Here is an 18,932-nt window from a genome sequence, read left to right on the forward strand (position 1 = left end):
TAGCAATAAGGTGTTTGGCAATAGTCAAATAAAGCCGTACCTCTCATAAGTACGGCAAAGGTTTAAAGGTCACTAACTATATGCAGTAGTTAGCGATTGAGATTAGTAAGTTTTCAAGATTTACATGCTGTTTAATCGGTGGAGCGATTAAGCAGTTTTTTTATGCCTTCAACTTGGATTTGCATCGCAACTCACCACCGAAACATTCCCAAATTCGAACTGACTAGCAATCTCGAATAATTTGTTTCTTCGATGTGCTTCAACCTGATTTTCCATTTTTTTGATGTAATCAGCTCGTTTTGACAGAGCATCAATCAACTCTATCGCTAAAACCAAATCCCCGTTTTTAAAGTGGTGATTAATTACTGTTATTAAATCCTTACGGCAAGCTTTTTCTTTTGCAAGTTCTATTTCTAGATCTCTAAGACCACCACTTGCAATCACTTTTTTATTAGCAAAATCCACAAACACTAGGTTTTTCAACACTTGTCCGAATGCAGTTTGTAATTGCTCTAGCATCTTCTTTCATCCCTTTCTGATATCACCATGTAATTTGCATGGCATTTAAATTGAATAGACCACACTTTACTTTGTATCCAGCTTCAGTTAATTCAGATTCGAAAATATCCACAATACGAGGATCACTCATTGTGCAAATATTGAACAAAAATGTTTTTTGTCCACCGTCGGCCGCTTCTTTAATTCCAGTGATTAAATCTTCAAATTCCTCACTATCTAAAACACTTTGTTTAAATTTTTCGTAGTTTTCATCTGCCACTTTACTCATTTCACTTGCTGGTTGTAATTTCATATTTTTAACCTCTTCTTTCATATGGAATAATTTAAGAAACAAACTTCACTTCTTGAATTCTTAGTTCAGGATTTAAAATTTTAAAAATGCTAATTTCTAGTTCTTGTGGTAACTTCACTTTAGATAGATCCTCGATGACGTTCCCGTTCTTATCTCTATTAATAATTTTTTTAGAACTTAACATCCTCTTCACTCCCTCTAGAGATTGTTTGACGTTGCTACCGTCATATAAGCTATAAATCCGAATACTATACCGTCATTGGCTCGGTATCACAGCGCATTGAGATTAAACTTACTTTTAACTCAGTTCCCCGCCGTTGCATTTACGCAACGCAAAGGTTAAAAAAAAACTTATCTATATCATGTTTATCCCAATCAAAATGTTGGGCCAAAATGATTATCTCTGACATAAGAAAATCAGCATTTCTTTTACCATTTAGTATTGTGTTGACCTTTGTACGGCTCATTTTTAATAATTCTGCAATTTCATCCTGCGTGATATTATTCTGCGCCAAATAAGTTTTAAGTCTGGGATATCCTTCTACTGGCATATAAGACCACCTCCATCGTTGCGTTTTTGCAACTTCTTAACTCGTATTCTATAACCGCTTTGTTGCATTGTCAATACAAAAACCAACAAAAATCAACATAGTTGCAAATTCGCAACAAACAAGATATAATAATTTATGAAAGGAGGTGCACATAATGGCTTTTCAACACAAGTTAAAAAAATTACGTGAAGATAAAGGATTGTCTATGGAGGAGCTGGTTAATGAACTGCATAAACATTATGGTTTATCAGTTAATAAGAGCACTATCTCTAGATGGGAAAACGGAGCTGAACCAAAGGGCAAAGATTTACACTACATTGCTCATTACTTTAAAGTTTCACCCAGCGAATTAATTGATTTGGACTTAGTTCAAATCCCTGAAGAACAGTTACTATCCATCTCATTACCAACATATAATCTACCTCTTTACGGTTCAATTTTTGCTGGAGCATTGTCTACAGTAGATGGTGTAACAGTTGATGATGTTGAATTTATCGCCTTACCAAAGCAGATGCTGGGCAATTACAAAAATTGCTCTAGGTTATTCGGAATGATTGTAAATGGCGAATCCATGAATAAAGTAATACAGCATGGAAGTTTAGTCGTAGCAAAACCATTAGAACTTGACCAATATAAAGATGGAGACATTGTTATATTTAGTTACAACAATGAATTTTCTCTTAAAAGGTTTGCCCCTAATGATCTTGATGGTTATGTTCTCTTTAAATCTGAATCAACTGATAGCAGCTTTAAAGACATTCCGATACCTATAGATGCCATGAATGATTTAAAAATATATGGAAAAATCATATATTATGGTACTAACTTATAATTAATATTTAGCGCTAAAGATTAATCACCGAAAAGAGCAGGCTCATATGTCTCGCTCTTTTCTATTACCTAGGAGGATTATTGTGGATGATAAAGCATCACTCAGAGTATTTCTTTATATCAGAGTATCTACTATAGAACAAGCCAAAGAAGGCTATTCAGTAGGCGCTCAGGAAGAACGCTTACACGCATACGCAAAAGCGAAAAATTATACTGTGGTAAAAACTTATATTGATCCAGGTTATTCCGGTTCAAATATGAATCGCCCTGCTTTACAAGAAATGATTAAACAAGTTGAATTAGGTGCCGCTGACCTTGTGTTGGTATATAAGCTAGATAGATTAAGCAGATCGCAAAAAGACACATTGTTCTTAATAGAAGATGTGTTTTTAAAGAACGCCGTTGATTTTGTTAGTATGAATGAATCTTTTGATACCTCTACACCTTTCGGTCGAGCTATGATTGGTATATTATCAGTGTTTGCTCAATTAGAGCGTGAACAAATTAGAGAACGTACCATAATGGGAAAAGAGGAACGTGCAAAAGAAGGAAAATGGCATGGTGGTGGCGGAGAATCACGAACAGTTAAAGGTTATGATTATATAGATGGTCAACTCATAATCAACGAATATCAGGCCGAGTGTGTCAAAACGATATTTGATGAATACCTTAAAGGAACTGGTCTTAATGCAATATTTAAGTTGGCACTTAAAAAGTATCCCAATGTCGTTAAATCTGAAACTACTGTACGAAACATTCTTTTAAACCCTATTTATATAGGCAAAATAAAACATAAAGGCGAACTTTTTAAAGGCGAACATACACCCATTATTTCTGTAGATCGATTTAATCAAGCACAGGACTTATTAAAGAAACGAGCAAGTACCTCTGACCCAGCAAGAAAAAAATATCTTTTATCAGGTTTGCTCTACTGTGGTCATTGTGGAGCTAGAATGACTGGTAGATCAGGAGGCAAATTGAAAAATGGCAGTCCAATGCGTTATTACTCATGCTATTCTAGACAAAACGCCCGTGAATATCTAAAGAAAGTTGAACGTTGTGAAAAAACACATGAAAAAAAACAAATACTTGAACAATACATTATTGATGAAATAAAGAAAATTAACATGGGCTTTGTAGAAAATTATCGCCTTGGTGATATGAGCGAGGTTTCAACCAAAATAAATACACTTGAAAACGAAATACAAAATCTCGATAAGCAAATATCTAAGCTAGTTGATTTATACAGTTTAAACAAGGTTCCTTTAGAAATAATGAGCGAAAAAATAGATGCTCTAAATGAAGAAAAGAAAAAAGTAAAACAACATATAGTCGAGTTAAAAAGCGAACACGTTCCCAATAATTTTGATGAAATAAGAAAAACGGTCTCCCAGTTAACCACATTTAATTGGGATAACGAGGAGACAGAACAGAAACGATTGTTAGTCGCCAAACTAATCAATAAAATAATCGTTTCCAATGACAATATTATCATAGATTGGGCGTTTTAAATCGTATTAATATATGTTACAAAAACATTCTATTCAGGTGGAGTGTGTGGCGAAGCTTGTGTTGAAAAATAAGTAATGAAAACGGGCGTCCTCAAAAAATGAGTGACGCCCTTTAAAATCTTAGCGCCTTTAATTCTGTTAATGCACGGTGGATCGACAATATCTTCTCATTATAATTCATCTGTTAGTGTTCTTCTATTATATAGAGATCCCTATCTACAAATATTATTTGATTTTATGTTAACTTGTCTGTATAATATTATTCTAGGTGCCAAACCTATGTGACTTGGACGGAACATCCTTGTCACGCAAAGAACGCCATAACAGCACGGATTTGCTGGGCGTTTTTTTGTTTTATGAGCGGGAAGATGAGCCCCGCTCTTTTATTTTGTCTAAACTTATACTACTCAAAAGTCTCCGGGCTGACTCTCTTTTTTCCGCTTCAAGGAAAAACGATCCCCCTTATATTGACACTGGTCGCTTATTTTTATTTCGCCCAAATACTAATAAAACAATGGCTATAGCTAGCAAAAGCATCGCCACTAATAAAAGGAAGCTGTAATTTACATATTCTAAATAAATGCCCCCTAAAAATGGTCCTGTTAAACTACCGATACTAAGAGCAATACCGCAAAGCAGATTTCCTGTTGGTAGTAACTCCTTTGGTGTTAAGTCAGCCATAAAAGTAATACCTAATGAAAACATCGAACCGACTAATGTACCTGTAAAGAAAAATGCTACAGCTACTGCGATTTGTGAATGCTCTACAAAACTTGCAATGCCAAAAATAACAGCCCCACCGAATGAACCTATCAGCAAGACATTGCGTCGTCCTACTTTATCCCCTATAGCTCCAAGTGGTACTTGTGTCAAAATCCCACCAAATGTAAAGACTGATAAAATAATAGGAATCATATCCACGTCGAAACCTTTTCGTAACGCATAAACTGGGAACAAGGCATTTAAAGAAGATTCTAAAAACCCATAAACAAATGGCCCTAAAAATGCAAGCCACGCGAATGCAATAGCCATTTTATAACGATGCCACCCCCTTGCATGCAAGTCTCCCGTTAATCTCTCTGGTTTTTCATTTTGTAAAAGGAAGACAAAAGCCCATGCTAATAAGCACATAATCGAGGACACAATAAACGGTAATGCTTCTGAAACTTGTATAAGCTTCACCATCAAAGGACCAACCGCAAAACCTGTACTAAAGGACAAGCCGTAAATGGCCATACCTTTTCCTAAGCTTTTATGATCCGTAGTACTTGTAATCCACGTCTGTGTTGCAAAATGTAATGCATGATCCCCAATCCCAATGAGTAAGCGGAGGGTAAACCAAAAAGTCACACTCTTCCATAAGGGAAATGCAAGCAGTGAAGCGAAGACAAGTGAACCGCCTATTAAAATAATGGTTTTGTAGCCCCATTTTCGTAATGGCTGCTCGATAAACGGTGAGATTAATAAAGTTCCTATGTATAGACCTGTTGCGTTCAATCCATTCAACGCAGAGGATACTCCATCACGTTCGAAAATAATTGAAATTAGCGGTAATAGCATCCCTTGTGAAAAGCCAGAAATAGATACAATTAACACTAGAATGGCAAACCTTTTTTTGCTGTAATCTGAGAAGTATGTCATCATTTCCTCCAACATCAAGTCGTTTTTCCAAATAACAGCATAGCAAAAAGCCTTAGCGCTCACCACATGTGATTTTACGCTAAGGCCTAACTAACACGTATCTCCATTTAATTGTATAAACACGAATTTCGGCTTTTACATCGGCCGAGTACTTGTTTAAACTCCCTCCTTTTCGAGTTAGAGTTTTTTTGATTTTTCAAATCAGCTCCTTTACTTTTTCTTAATATTAATTTAACACACGCCTTCAATATTGTAAATATTCAGTCTATAGGTTTTCGCAAAATAATCGCTAAGTCCTAGGTGTTTACCTAAACATTGAAATTTAGTCCCAAATCAGCTAAGATGAAGGGGATGAAATGAGGTGTATGTATGTCAAATCCAATCACTGATAAAAAACAGCAAATGAACTACTTAAAAGAGCGTCTTGAAATGTTTTTAGAAGTTTTAGATGCAATAGATCCTGAAACAACTGAATTAGAGGATATCGATCGTTTAATTCAAATGATGGATGATTTAGAAGACAAAATGGAGCAATTTAATGCTCGTGAACAATAACCGATAAAAGCAAGTGGACATAAAGCTCTCCACTTGCTTTTATCTTTTGTTATTTAATAGCAATCCCAATTATATAGAACTTTACTAAAATCTTTACGTTTTAGCTCTTCCTCTGTAATGAAGAAGTTGCCGACTCCAACATCTCCCCATAGAATATGATCACCTATACTGTCAATCTGAAGCAATAAGATTGTTGACTCTGTATAATCACCATAAGCTCGTGGGTCATTCTGAGTAAAGAATGGGTATCCCCCGATTTTATGACCCGTACTATTCAAAGTCTCAAAAAATGAGTCTACTAAATTATCATTGTCCTCTATATTAGTAAGTATCTTTGCATAGAGTTTTTCACTTCTAAAATCGTTTGCCGATAATGGTTCATAGCCCACTTCAAAGGACAATGCCATTTCTTTTTCCACTGGAAAGTATAATTCTTCTTTCACTTCAACAAATGAGAAATCTTGTAGTAACTGTGACTCATCACTAACAATATGTTCGTGGAAAATAACGCGGAAGCCCTCCTGATTTTGACCATTGTCAAAGTCCATCCCTAATACATCATCATAGCCATCAATAAAAAACTGTAAGATTCCCTCTTCAGGAAAATTCGGTAAATGCTTCGATACATTTGCAAAATTAATTTGCGCTAGTAATTTTAATGGTTGCCCCTCAGGACTTTTCGGATATTCCATTGTCAGCGGAAAATACGGATCGCCTGCGAACTTACTTTCAAATAAAGATGTTTTTCGTTCTTCCGTGTCAATAAATACAGTAGGCTGTAGTGTTTCTTCTATTATTGTCCGATATTGTTCAAATACTTCGGGTAAATTAAGTAACTTCATAATATTACCTCCTAAAGGAAATTTTAAATTTATTATAGAACAAATGTTCTTTGTTAGCAATCTTTATAGGAATTTGATCAGCACAGCTTCAATAAATAATAGCTACATAATTTCACATTAAAATACCTCTTTTTGAGAATAGACCTTTAATTCCGACCACAATGAGTTGAACTCTTTTTTTCATTAGTTGAAAAGAGTATAATGTATCGTGGAAATAATCAAATTTTCTATGGGGGGCAACACTAAATGAATATCCAAAATTTGGAGAAAAGTCTTTACGATTTAATTACTGAAACATCTACTAATCTACCAAAAGACGTACGTCGTGCAATTAAGAAAGCTAAAGAAGCTGAGAATGCTGGTACTCGTGCTGCAATGAGCTTAGACACAATCTCAAATAATATTATTATGGCAGAAGATAATGTATCACCAATCTGTCAAGATACTGGTCTACCAACATTCAAAATTTATACGCCTGTTGGTGTAAACCAATTAGAAATTAAAGAAGCGATTAAAAAAGCGATTAATGATACTACTGCAGATGCAAAATTACGTCCAAATGCGGTTGATTCATTAACAGGCGCAAACAGTGGTAATAACCTTGGTGATGGTCTTCCTGTTATGAAATTCGAACAATGGGAAAAAGACTATATTACAATTAAGTTAATCCTTAAAGGTGGCGGCTGTGAAAACAAAAACATTCAATATAGCCTACCATGTGAGCTTGAAGGTCTTGGCCGCGCTGGTCGTGATTTAGATGGTATCCGTAAATGTATTATTCACTCAGTATACCAAGCACAAGGACAAGGCTGTTCAGCAGGCTTCATCGGTGTAGGTATCGGTGGCGACCGCTCTTCTGGCTACGACTTAGCAAAAGAACAGTTATTCCGTCATGTAGAAGATACAAATCCAAATCCTGATCTTGCTAAATTAGAAGAATATGTAGTGAAAACTGCAAACACATTCGGTATCGGTACAATGGGCTTCGGTGGTGAAGCAACATTACTTGGCTGTAAAATTGGTGTCATGCACCGTATCCCTGCATCATTCTACGTATCTGTAGCTTATAACTGCTGGGCTTACCGTCGTATGGCTGTGGACATCAATCCTCAAACTGGTGAAATTATTAACTGGCATTACCAAGAAGGCGAAAAAATTACTTTTAAAGAAGATGAAGTTGCAGCAACAACAGAAGATACTACTACAGATGTAGTAGAGCTTACTGCACCAATTACTGAAGAACAAATTCGAGCTCTAAAAGTTGGTGACGTTGTTTCAATTACGGGTCGTATGTATACTGGCCGTGACGCAATTCACCATCACTTAATGAGCCATGATGCTCCAGTTGATCTAAATGGACAAGTTATTTATCACTGTGGCCCTGTAATGGCAAAAGACGAAGAAGGCAACTGGACAGTTAAAGCAGCTGGTCCAACTACTTCTATTCGTGAGGAGCCATACCAAGGTGACATCATGAAAAAATTCGGTATCCGCGCTGTAATTGGTAAAGGCGGTATGGGACCAAAAACACTTGCTGCTTTAGAAGAGCACGGTGGCGTTTACTTAAATGCAATCGGTGGTGCTGCACAATACTACGCAGACTGCATTAAAGGTGTTGAAGGCGTTGACCTAATGGAATTCGGTATTCCAGAAGCAATGTGGCATTTAAACGTTGAGAAGTTCACGGCTGTTGTAACAATGGACTCTCACGGTAACTCATTACACGCAGATGTAGACAAATCATCCCTAGAAAAACTTGCCCTACACGCAGAACGAGTATTCTAATTGCGTTGAATAGTAACCATAGTTTTTAAGCTGTGGTGTAATGCAAAAACCATTTATAACTTAATAATTTATGGCTCATCAACAAAAGTTAGGTATGACATTGATTAAAACGTATGTCAGTTGATTGAAGTGAAGACTAGACGCCCTTAGGAAAGCGCATAGCCAGAACGGAAATCTGCCCCACTTTATAGTGATAAGCCTGCACAAGTTTGAGAAGCACAGAATATTCCTATGAATAACTGTGCTTTTCTTATGTTCAAAAATTATTTTAAAAACCCTCAAAGTGTCTCCATCTCAATCCCGGCCTGCTTTTATCCCTACTCTTTAAAAGTCCCTTCAAATTTCTTACTTTCTTTTTCCAAATACCTTTGTTATAATAATTCTAAATTAGAGAGGAGCTAATCGAAAGCGATTTTCAATTAGACATTGTTTATATACATTGATTTATACGGGTTTTGATATTGATTTTCATTATCAGGGGGAATAAAAGTGGAATATTCTAAACGAGAAAATTATAATTTAATTGAGAAAATAAAAGAGCATGCGGAATTAATTGCCGCCCTTATAGCGGGTCTCTTTATTTTGCTTGCATGGCGTTTAGATACTAGCGGGCAAACGACAGCTTCTATTATTTTATATATAGTTGCATTTTGTGTCGGCGGATTCGCTAAAGCAAAAGAAGGCATCGAAGAAACCATTGAAAATAAAGAGCTTAATGTCGAGCTATTAATGGTATTAGCTGCAATTGGCTCAGCTGCAATCGGTTATTGGACAGAGGGCGCTATTCTAATTTTCATTTTTGCCGTAAGTGGCGCTCTGGAAACATACGCAATGAATAAAAGTCATCGTGAAATTTCTGCACTCATGAACTTACAACCCGAAGAAGCTTGGCTCGTACGAGGAAACTTTGAACCAATGAAAGTTTCTATCTCTACATTACAAATTGGAGATCACCTACTCGTAAAACCTGGTGAACGTATTCCAGCAGACGGCGTGATTTTCAAAGGACAGTCTTCTATCGATGAATCCGCAATAAGCGGTGAACCACTCCCAGTGGCGAAACGTGAAGGCGACGAGGTATTTGCAGGTACCGTGAACTTAAATGGCGCCATTACGATGGAAATGACAAAACCAAATTCAGAAACACTTTTCCAAAAAATTATCCAACTTGTACAAAGTGCTCAGAGTGAAAAATCTCCATCTCAACAGTTTATAGAAAAATTCGAAGGTACTTACGTGAAAATTGCGCTACTTGCCGTTGCCATTATGATGTTTCTACCTCACTTCGTTCTCGGTTGGGACTGGACAACAACTTTCTATCGTGCAATGGTACTCCTAGTAGTTGCTTCTCCATGCGCACTTGTGGCATCCATTATGCCAGCAACACTTGCAGCAATTTCAAACGGTGCAAAACACGGTGTATTATTCAAGGGAGGCTTACATTTAGAGCATCTAGGTGTATTACGTGCATTAGCAGTAGATAAAACAGGTACTTTAACACAAGGTAAACCAACCGTTACTGATTTTATCGTTCGAGAAGGATTAGACCGTGAACATGCAATAACAATCCTTGCAGGTATTGAAGCACAATCGAACCACCCACTCGCACAAGCAATTACTTTATTCGCAAGAAAAGAAGGTATTACACAGTTTCCTCAAGCGACTATTGAAGATATTCCAGGTTGGGGTATCAAAGGTAACGTTAATGAGGTCGAATATCTTGTTGGGAAACCAGACTTTGTTGGTCTAGATGAGGCAATCGAATTTGCAAATGGCGCAGCAGAAAGCCTTGCCTCAGAAGGAAAAAGTGTTATTTTCATTCGTGACAAAGATGGCATTGTCGCATTGGCAGCCCTAAAAGATACAGTTCGTAGTGAAGCAAAAAAAGCAATAGCATTACTAAAAGAGCTAGGCATTGATGTTGTCATGCTAACGGGCGACAACGAAAAGACTGCAAAGGTAATTGCCAAAGAAGCAGGCGTGACAGAATACGTTGCAGAATGTCTCCCTGAAACAAAAGTGACTGAGATGAAACGACTCCTTTCTGAACATAAATTTGTAGGGATGGTCGGTGACGGTATTAATGATGCACCTGCATTAGCAACTGCAACTACCGGAATTGCGATGGGCGAAGGAACAGATGTTGCTTTAGAAACAGCAGATGTCGTTTTAATGAAAAATGATTTATCAAAAATTGCCTATGCTGTACGTTTATCACGTAAAATGCAACGCATCATCAAACAAAACATTTTCTTCTCTATAGGCGTTATCGTTTTATTAATTGCTTCAAACTTTTTACAGGTCGTTGATTTACCTCTTGGCGTAATTGGACATGAAGGAAGCACTATTTTAGTTATTTTAAACGGCTTACGTATGCTTAATAAAAACGCCTAAAACACAAACAGCCTCGTATCACAAAGCGTGATACGAGGCTATTCTTGTCATATTCCTACCTATTTGCTAGTGTCTTCTGCTTCATACGTTCTTTTTGCAATACTTTTTTCTGCATCGTCGCATTTAAAATGCCACCAAAAATTAAAATAATTCCCGTGAAATATAGCCAAAGCATTAAAATAATAACGCCACCAATACTGCCATATGTAGCCGAATAATTCGCGAAATTATTAATATAAAAGGAGAAAGCATATGTTACTGCCACCCAGGAAATAGTTGAAAATAATGCACCTGGCCAAACTCCCTTTAACTTCAAACGAGGAATTGTATTTGGAATAAATCTATATATCCCCATTAAAACTATAAAAATAAGTAGAGGTGGTATTGACCAGCGCGTTCTATGCCAGATTATTTCAAACTGCTCCTCAATGCCAACGATCGAAAATAAGAAATGCCCCACCTGTTGCCCAAAAACCGGTAACAGTAGAACGACAGCAATAACAACGACAAATACCAAGGTGAAAACAAGGGATAGCCCTCGATCTAATAGACTCGCCCTAGTTTCTGTATCATAAGCCTTATTCAAGGCTCTAATCAATGCATTAATTCCTTTGGAGGCAGACCAAATTGTACCGAGTACCCCGACAGATAATAAACTACTATTTCGGCTTGTTAAAATTTCATCTAATGTGCTTTCAATAAGCCTATATACTTCGTCCGGCATTATATTCACTAGAAATGAATACACTTGCGTCGACTTTAAATTCAAGTATGGTAGTAATGTAACTAGAAAAATTAGTAACGGGAAAAAAGACAGTAAAAAGAAATAAGCCAATTGCGCTGCAAGAGCTGATATTTCTGCTCGTCGTAAGCGTAGTATTAAATCTTGCATAAAGCCTCTTGATGTCATCACATCTACAGTATCTTCGTCTGGTGAGACAAATGATTTCACCACACCGACAGCTGAATGTATCGAAGCTTTTTTCTTCTCCATACAAATTCCCTCCTGTACGACAACTATTCTTTATTAGGTAAAGAAAAGGCTGATTTCGTGTCTTTAATCATGCCTTCGATCGTGGAAGGTAATTCTTTAAACTCATCAACTTTATCAATGATTGAGTTGACATTTTCTGAAACACTTTCACATAGCACTTTAGTGGCCAATACTTTTTCCTCAACTAGAACTTGTAATTCCTCTCGGTTGGTTGCATAATACGATATTGCTTCTTTCATCTTTTTCGTTGAAGCTATTGTTTTTTCACGCGTTGTACGGTCCAACATACTTAACGCAGCACCAACTGTGGCACCAACTACGATAGATGCTAATAATTTACTTTGTCCCATATTAAATACCCCCTGCTTTAAATGTATTTGTTTTTTAGAATAATAAATCAATTGTGCCCCGGCATAATTACGTCCGGAGGCTTTAGGCCAGCAGATGTTTTTTGCGCGAAAGCGTAGCGGCAGCAGCAGATGTTTTTTGCGCGAAAGCGTAGCGGCAGCAGCAGATGTTTTTTGCGCGAAAGCATAGCGGCAGCGGCAGATGTTTTTGCGCGAAAGCATAGCGGCAGCAGCAGATGTTTTTTTGCGCGAAATCGCAGCGGCAGAGCGTAGCGACAACTATAGTATGATGTTGGTCACTCGGTCACGCGTTTTGTTGTTGTTACGGTCGCTTCGCTTTCGCACAGATAAATTGTCACTGGACGTGGCGTTCTTGACTGTGTTCCTCTATTTAAGCGGATGTTTGAACACCTGCCGACAGAAGTTAAACTACTCACTGCCCTTATTCTACCCAATAACAGTCTATTTTTAAAGCAATGACGAAATACAGTGTTGACATTTTTTTTATTCAATGAAATGATATTTTCGAGGATTACGAAAGGTAGGTTTAAATAATGGATTTATCAGTACCGTCAAAAGAAAACGTTATTTATATGATTGATCAAATGAAAGACAAGCTTCGCATGGTTAATGTTGATGCGATGAAATCGGAAAATTTCGATGAAGCTAATTACGAAGACCTAGTCTATTTATACGAAATGATCATGAAGCGTGATACATTTAGTCCGAGCGAGATGCAGGCTATCGTTGCTGAATTAGGAGCTTTACGCAAATAAGTAGAAGTTTGTAAACAAAAAGCTATTAGCAATAAAGGCACCAAAGCCGATTGCTAATAGCTTTTTTCTATTTTGTACTTTTTACGGCAGAACCATCCTCAGTTACAAGTGGTTGTATTAACACTTCTACACGACGATTTTTCGCACGCCCTTCTTTAGTATCATTCGGTGCAACGGCACGGTTCTCACCGAAACCTTGTGTACTAAAGTTTCGACCATCTAACTTCGAGTTACTCTGCAATAAAATTTCAGCGAAGTTTACTGCACGTAACGCCGAGAGCTGTAAGTTAGAAGAGAAGTTTGGTCCAGCTGGAACATTATCCGTATGACCAGTAATAACAATACTACGTGGTGGATTAGATACCAACACATCCGCAAGCTCTTTAGCTATTGTCTTATACTCTGGTTTAATGTCCGCTTTCCCAGAATCAAACAGGATACTATCACGAATTGTAACAAGTAACCCTTCATCAGTCATCGCTGTTGCGAATTGACCTTCCATCTCATGAACAGCAATGAAATTATCAACACTATCTTTAATTTGAGCTAACTCCTGCTGATCCTTCAAGTAAGCTGAATTTTGTTGCGTTTGTGGTGTTTGGTCACTATCAGCATTTGGACTTTGTATCGGTGAAGGCTGATCTAAAAAGCTTGTTCCACCATCAAATACTTGATTAAACACCGCTGACATTCTCTCTAGCTTTTCTTGGTCTACTGAACTGGATGCAAACAATATGATAAATACAGCTAAGAGCAGCGTTAAAATATCTGCATACGGAACTAGCCAAGACTCATCGATATGTTCATCATGCTTTTTTTTCTTAGCTTTCTTTGCCAAGGCCGCCCGCCCCGCTTTCATCAGAAATTTGACGACGTTCTTCCATTGTTAAGTAAGAAGCTAATTTTTGTTCAATAACACGTGGAGCCTCCCCCTCTAAGACAGAAAGGATGCCTTCAATCATCATTCTTTTTTGCTTAACTTCGATAGCTGATTTACGTTTTAATTTATTCGCAAACGGATGCCATAAAACATAACCTGTAAAAATACCTAATAATGTAGCCATGAAAGCAGCTGAAATAGCATGTCCTAGCTTTTCTATGTCATTCATATCTGCTAATGCGGCGATTAACCCTACTACCGCACCAAGTACCCCTAAAGTCGGGGCATATGTACCAGCTTGTGTAAAGATTGCAGAACCACTAGCATGACGTTCTTCCATCGCTTCGACTTCTTCCGTTAGGACATCACGAATATAGTCAGCATTCTGACCATCAATTGCTAATGTAAGTCCATTTTTCAAAAATGGGTCTTCAATCTCAGAAGCTTTACTTTCAAGCGCTAATAGACCTTCACGGCGAGCTAAATCAGCCCATTGTGAAAACATCTTAATAATCTCAATATCATCTGCTAATTTCGTTTCTTTAAATAGAATTTTAAATAGCTTTGGTACACGCTTTAACTCCTTCATGGGGAAGGCAATTGTTACCGCGGAAATTGTACCGAAGATGATAATTAGAATGGCAGCTGGGTTATAAAAAGCACTTAAACTTACACCCTTTAACACCATTCCTGTTAATAGCGCTACTAGCGCAATAATTAACCCTACAATCGACGATATATCCATTCTAGAACCTCCAAATCTCCTATTAAACTTTATTTCGTCCTTTTTTCCATATTTTTAATATAGTATAAATGTATTTCACATTTTTTTCGATGAAATAAATACTTTTTATCACCTTTCGACCATATTTGATTATATCGAATTAAGAATAATACACTAAATTGTCTTTATTTGAAAAAAGTTAAGAATTTGTTATTATTCTTCGACACAAAATTACTAAAAAACGCTTGATTAGTCATAAAATCAGGATTAAATATCCAAAAAAATCCACACATTCATATAAGTAAATCGGCTGAAAACGAAAAACCACATCAAATAATCACTAAAACATCGAACGAAAATGATATAAAACAGTTTAATGTCGATTTATCCGACAAAATTCTTTTTTCGCACTCATTATGAAAACGCTCCGAAAGACTCATTTGATTTCTTCCCATATGCAATCAATTACGCCTTAGCATAATTGCATCACTCGGCTTTGTGCTGGCACAAAGCGCTTCTTTTACCAACTAAAGATGGAGACTTCTATACCTGCCGCTATGCTTTCGGTACAAAAAACGTCGTGGCTAAGCACGGACAAGGAAATTTAAAATTAATTATTTCAGCAGACGAAATGCACAAAGCTCAGTACATCACACCACTACTATTAGGCAAAAATAATTACTTTTCCATATTACTAACTGGACAATTCAAGTAATTTATACCTACTAATATTAGTCTAAACTAGGTATGTTGTGGATGTCATAAATTCTCCTTAGATTTTCCTAGTAACCTATTGTATAATTACTTTAGATAATATTGTAGATTATTTTAGTAGAGAGGGGCTTTTATTATGTTCGTAACGACTGTACTAGGCTTTAGTGCCGTTTTATTAATCTCTTTGGCATTCTTCATCCACTACCTACAAGTTGGTTTAGATTCTAAGTCTTCAGTAACTGTAGATCCAAAACCAAACGAAAAATTTTAATTTTGTTAAAAACAGCTACAGTAAGTAGCTGTTTTTTATTTATCTTCCGGCGGAGTTTAATTATTTCTATTCGCAAAATAAATTACTAAACTTCTTTTTTTTTCGCAAAAAATTGCGTGAATATTGTCATTATTATTTGCATATTTATAGTTTTGCTCTAAAATAATTCCTGTAAGGGAGGGAGCAATCTTTCATGACAATGTTACAAGATATCCTTAAGTTTAATGAAGATTTCGTTCAAGAAAAGAAATATGAGCCTTTTATTACAACAAAGTATCCTGATAAACGTATCGTTGTGTTATCTTGTATGGATACTCGACTTGTAGAGCTGTTACCTAAAGCTATGAATTTGCGTAATGGCGACGTAAAGATCGTTAAAAGTGCTGGGGCATTAGTTAGTCACCCTTTTGGTGCAATTATGCGTAGTTTACTTGTAGCTGTTTATGAGCTACAAGCAGATGAGGTGTATGTTGTTGGCCATTACGACTGCGGTATGAGTGCAGTTGACCCAGAAGCCATGTTAAATAAAATGATGGCTAGAGGGATTACCCCTGAAACTATCGACACGATCGAATATTCAGGTTTTGATTTAAAAGAGTTTTTACGTGGCTTTGGTGACGTAGCAACAAGTGTAAAGAAAAGCGTGGATACAATTCGCAATCACCCGTTAATGGTTAAAGACGTACCTGTTCATGGATTAGTGATTGACCCAAATACAGGTCGCCTTGATTTAATCATAGACGGTAGCAAACAATAATAAAAAAAGAAGCGTCTATCCTTCAAACACCGAAAGATAGACGCTTCTTTTTATTGACCCTCTAAACGTGCATACATATAATGATCCACCCATTTACCATTAATGTACAGCAGCTTTCTCAAAAGACCCTCACGCTGGAATCCAGCTTTTTCTAAGACTCGGATAGAAGGATTATTTTGTGTCGAAACATAAGCCTCTACTCGATGTAAGCCTACTTGCTCGAACGCAAATTGCACGACCATATTAACTGCTTCGGTAACGATCCCTTTCCCAATATAAATTTCATCCATCGCATAACCAACAAACGCACTAGAATACGGTAAACGTTTTACTGCATAAAGAGCAATATGTCCTATTAAATTATTTGTACCCCGCTCAAAAATACCAAAGGAAAATTCCCTCTTTGAGTCCATTAAGTATAAGCATTCTTGAATTTTTTTATATTGAGCATTAATTGTATAATATTCAGGTCGTTGTAACGGCTCATGTGTAGACCAAAAGTATTTATTGCGACTTACGAGATCAGTTAAACTTTGTGCATCTTTTTCATAAAATGTGCGAATGTAGCATTTCCCCCCTTGAATTGATACCACATTTTCACCCTTTTTCCTTAATAATCTCCAAATTTTAAGCACCATTTTTCCACACTAACCTTCCGATAATTGTCAATACGTTTTAATGCCTGCGTTCATTTACCAATGGAAGAAACACCCACTAATTGCAGTTTTACTTTATTGTATGTAAAAAAAGATGCTGCTACAACTAAAACATCTCGTCTTGTTGTTACAGCATCTATAACATTATTTCACTTTTTGCTTTTGTTTTTTAGGCTTCTCCTCTAGCAGTTCAAGGCTAGACGATTCCGTATCTTCTAAATGTGCTGTGTCTAATACATTCGTTAAATGTAAGCCACGTTTTTTTGCTTCACTTTCGATATGTGCTAGTGTTTCTTGCAGCACTTGTACACGAGCATATTTTTTATCATCCCCTGGTATTAGAACCCACGGAGCACTTTTCTTATCGGTTTTCGCAAACATGTCATTTGCAGCTTCTATATATTGAGGTGTTTTTTCGCGATTTCGCCAGTCTTCATCAGTTAGCTTCCAAGACTTATATGGATCCTCTTCACGTTCTCTAAAACGGTTAAGCTGCTCCTCATCAGATACATGAAGCCAAAACTTAATAACAATATAATCTCCTGCTGTTAAAATTTTTTCAAAGTTATTAATTTCTTCGTATGCACGAGACCACTCTTCATTTGTTGCAAATCCTTCAATTCGCTCAACTAATACACGACCATACCATGAGCGATCAAAAATAGCGATTTGTCCATGTTGTGGCAGCTTTCGCCAAAAACGTTGTAAATAATTGTAGCGCAGTTCATGAGGCTGAGGTGCTGCAATTGGGTGCACGACATAGCCACGCGGATCAGCACGTTCAATGAGACGCTTAATAGCGCCACCCTTACCAGCAGCATCCATACCTTCAAACACTAGAATTAATCCAATTTTATTTTTTAATAAAAACTGTTGGGCATTTAACATTTCATATTGGAGTACTTTTAATTTCTTTTTATACATTTTCTTATCCAGTTTAACTGATAAATCTAGATCATTTAAATTTTGAGTCATTAAAACTTCACTCCTTACATTCGAATATTTTCATTGTACTAAAGAAGTATATGAATAACTATGCAAATGGTAAATTGTAGATATTTTTAACGAAACACGCGATACATTGTTGGAAATTTCCGTTATAATGAAAATATAATGTTCAGTCCTATACTTATTTGTCTTTTCCCTATACAATTTAACACGAAGGGAGAGAAACCATGCCTCGATTTTTTTTGATGACAATAACTTTTATTGTCTCACTCATCCTAACCTTTTCATCCTATTTTATGAAAATAAACGATCATTCTTTTTTAGAGATCTTAAATCGTTTTCCAGTAATATTTGCACCATTTAATGTTAGTTATATCATTTGGATTGTGGTTTACATGTTACTTGGTTATTGGTTAGTCATGAACCTAAAAAAGACATCTTTTAAACAGACTGTTCTCTTTAGTAGCATATGTATCATGCAGACGTTAGCAATTGTTGTTTGGCATCACGAACTATTTATCATGTCAATTATCAGTACGTTTGTTTTAGTACTGTATTTATTTAAGTTGTACAAAACGTACCCTCTTAGCAATAATTCACTAACAGGGCGTATACCCTTCTCGATTTATTTAGCATGGATTACATTTAGCCTAATGACAAATATAAGCTTCATGCTAACATCTTATCAATGGAATGGTCTTGGCCTTAGTGATCCACTTTGGGCAGTTATTTTACTGACCATTGGAGCAGCAATAGCGCTACATATTCGATTCCATTATTTTGATATTATCTACCCAAGTGTATTTATCTGGTCCTATATCGGGGTCGCATTACATAATGGTTTCGATGAGCTACTTGTGACAACTGCAGCCTTGTTTTTATGCGGAGTGCTACTTGTCGGTATATTATTTCTTAAAAAAAATCCTGCCTACCAAAAATAAATT

The 18,932-nt window shown here is 36.6% G+C and carries 21 protein-coding genes; 9 read left to right on the forward strand and 12 right to left on the reverse strand.

All coding sequences use genetic code 11. The annotated features are described in order from the left end of the window. Positions 1–168 precede the first annotated feature (168 nt). The 4 genes from MY533_RS18845 to MY533_RS18860 form a co-directional block, all read right to left on the reverse strand. Positions 169–519, reverse strand: a complete 351-nt coding sequence (locus tag MY533_RS18845) for a hypothetical protein (protein ID WP_248717158.1) — start codon at positions 517–519, stop codon at positions 169–171. 22 nt (positions 520–541) lie between these two features. Beyond that, the gene (locus tag MY533_RS18850; protein WP_248717159.1) at positions 542–811 is read right to left on the reverse strand and encodes a hypothetical protein; all 270 of its coding nucleotides are present in this window, start codon (positions 809–811) and stop codon (positions 542–544) included. Between the two features lie 31 nt (positions 812–842). Further along, entirely contained in the window at positions 843–995 is a 153-nt protein-coding gene (locus tag MY533_RS18855) for a hypothetical protein (RefSeq protein ID WP_248717160.1), read from the reverse strand. A gap of 139 nt (positions 996–1,134) precedes the next feature. Beyond that, positions 1,135–1,362, reverse strand: a complete 228-nt coding sequence (locus MY533_RS18860; protein WP_248717161.1) for a helix-turn-helix domain-containing protein — start codon at positions 1,360–1,362, stop codon at positions 1,135–1,137. A 154-nt stretch (positions 1,363–1,516) separates the two neighbouring features. Here MY533_RS18860 and MY533_RS18865 point away from each other — a divergent pair, with 154 nt between their 5' ends. Continuing rightward, complete coding sequence (locus MY533_RS18865; protein WP_248717162.1) at positions 1,517–2,194, forward strand: LexA family protein; 678 nt, start codon at positions 1,517–1,519, stop codon at positions 2,192–2,194. Positions 2,195–2,276: 82 nt separating this feature from the next. After that, positions 2,277–3,704, forward strand: a complete 1,428-nt coding sequence (locus tag MY533_RS18870) for a recombinase family protein (RefSeq protein WP_248717163.1) — start codon at positions 2,277–2,279, stop codon at positions 3,702–3,704. A 462-nt stretch (positions 3,705–4,166) separates the two neighbouring features. Here MY533_RS18870 and MY533_RS18875 read toward each other — a convergent pair whose 3' ends face one another. Then, complete coding sequence (locus MY533_RS18875) at positions 4,167–5,345, reverse strand: MFS transporter (protein ID WP_248719244.1); 1,179 nt, start codon at positions 5,343–5,345, stop codon at positions 4,167–4,169. Between the two features lie 369 nt (positions 5,346–5,714). Between MY533_RS18875 and MY533_RS18880 the strand changes: the two genes are divergently transcribed. Continuing rightward, positions 5,715–5,900 carry an SE1561 family protein gene (locus tag MY533_RS18880; protein WP_049668848.1) on the forward strand — a complete coding sequence of 62 codons (186 nt, stop codon included), beginning with the start codon at positions 5,715–5,717 and terminating at the stop codon, positions 5,898–5,900. A gap of 53 nt (positions 5,901–5,953) precedes the next feature. Here MY533_RS18880 and MY533_RS18885 read toward each other — a convergent pair whose 3' ends face one another. Continuing rightward, entirely contained in the window at positions 5,954–6,742 is a 789-nt protein-coding gene (locus MY533_RS18885; RefSeq protein ID WP_248717164.1) for a YwqG family protein, read from the reverse strand. A 246-nt stretch (positions 6,743–6,988) separates the two neighbouring features. Between MY533_RS18885 and MY533_RS18890 the strand changes: the two genes are divergently transcribed. Continuing rightward, positions 6,989–8,527 (forward strand): fumarate hydratase, encoded by a 1,539-nt coding sequence (locus MY533_RS18890; RefSeq protein WP_132363354.1) that lies wholly within the window; start codon positions 6,989–6,991, stop codon positions 8,525–8,527. A gap of 489 nt (positions 8,528–9,016) precedes the next feature. Continuing rightward, entirely contained in the window at positions 9,017–10,921 is a 1,905-nt protein-coding gene (locus MY533_RS18895) for a heavy metal translocating P-type ATPase (protein ID WP_248717165.1), read from the forward strand. A gap of 55 nt (positions 10,922–10,976) precedes the next feature. Here MY533_RS18895 and MY533_RS18900 read toward each other — a convergent pair whose 3' ends face one another. Further along, positions 10,977–11,915 (reverse strand): YihY/virulence factor BrkB family protein, encoded by a 939-nt coding sequence (locus tag MY533_RS18900; protein WP_132363358.1) that lies wholly within the window; start codon positions 11,913–11,915, stop codon positions 10,977–10,979. Between the two features lie 23 nt (positions 11,916–11,938). Then, a complete protein-coding gene (locus tag MY533_RS18905) occupies positions 11,939–12,265 on the reverse strand; it encodes a YtxH domain-containing protein (protein WP_132363360.1) in 327 nt (108 codons plus the stop codon). A gap of 551 nt (positions 12,266–12,816) precedes the next feature. On the opposite strand from MY533_RS18905, the gene MY533_RS18910 reads away from it, so the two are divergent. After that, the gene (locus tag MY533_RS18910) at positions 12,817–13,038 is read left to right on the forward strand and encodes a DUF1128 domain-containing protein (RefSeq protein WP_049668842.1); all 222 of its coding nucleotides are present in this window, start codon (positions 12,817–12,819) and stop codon (positions 13,036–13,038) included. 67 nt (positions 13,039–13,105) lie between these two features. On the opposite strand, the gene motB is transcribed toward MY533_RS18910, so the two are convergent. Both motB and motA read right to left on the reverse strand, forming a co-directional pair. Continuing rightward, entirely contained in the window at positions 13,106–13,876 is a 771-nt protein-coding gene (gene motB / locus MY533_RS18915; RefSeq protein WP_248717166.1) for a flagellar motor protein MotB, read from the reverse strand. Next, positions 13,860–14,663, reverse strand: a complete 804-nt coding sequence (motA, locus tag MY533_RS18920; RefSeq protein ID WP_248717167.1) for a flagellar motor stator protein MotA — start codon at positions 14,661–14,663, stop codon at positions 13,860–13,862. Before motA ends, motB begins: the two co-directional genes overlap by 17 nt. An 829-nt stretch (positions 14,664–15,492) precedes the next feature. Here motA and MY533_RS22205 point away from each other — a divergent pair. Together MY533_RS22205 and MY533_RS18925 are read left to right on the forward strand one after the other, a co-directional pair. Then, a complete protein-coding gene (locus tag MY533_RS22205) occupies positions 15,493–15,627 on the forward strand; it encodes a hypothetical protein (RefSeq protein ID WP_256469474.1) in 135 nt (44 codons plus the stop codon). Between the two features lie 193 nt (positions 15,628–15,820). Further along, positions 15,821–16,384 carry a beta-class carbonic anhydrase gene (locus MY533_RS18925; protein WP_248717168.1) on the forward strand — a complete coding sequence of 188 codons (564 nt, stop codon included), beginning with the start codon at positions 15,821–15,823 and terminating at the stop codon, positions 16,382–16,384. A 50-nt stretch (positions 16,385–16,434) separates the two neighbouring features. Here MY533_RS18925 and MY533_RS18930 read toward each other — a convergent pair whose 3' ends face one another. Both MY533_RS18930 and MY533_RS18935 read right to left on the reverse strand, forming a co-directional pair. Next, on the reverse strand, positions 16,435–17,022 hold the full coding sequence (locus tag MY533_RS18930; protein ID WP_248717169.1) for a GNAT family N-acetyltransferase: 588 nt from the start codon (positions 17,020–17,022) through the stop codon (positions 16,435–16,437). A 162-nt stretch (positions 17,023–17,184) separates the two neighbouring features. Next, positions 17,185–18,015: a polyphosphate kinase 2 family protein gene (locus MY533_RS18935; RefSeq protein ID WP_248717170.1), complete on the reverse strand. Its 831-nt coding sequence runs from the start codon at positions 18,013–18,015 to the stop codon at positions 17,185–17,187. Between the two features lie 200 nt (positions 18,016–18,215). On the opposite strand from MY533_RS18935, the gene MY533_RS18940 reads away from it, so the two are divergent. Beyond that, positions 18,216–18,929 (forward strand): hypothetical protein, encoded by a 714-nt coding sequence (locus tag MY533_RS18940; protein ID WP_248717171.1) that lies wholly within the window; start codon positions 18,216–18,218, stop codon positions 18,927–18,929. Positions 18,930–18,932: the final 3 nt, after the last annotated feature.

Source organism: Lysinibacillus sp. Ag94 (assembly GCF_023242215.1).
Taxonomy (GTDB): domain Bacteria; phylum Bacillota; class Bacilli; order Bacillales_A; family Planococcaceae; genus Lysinibacillus.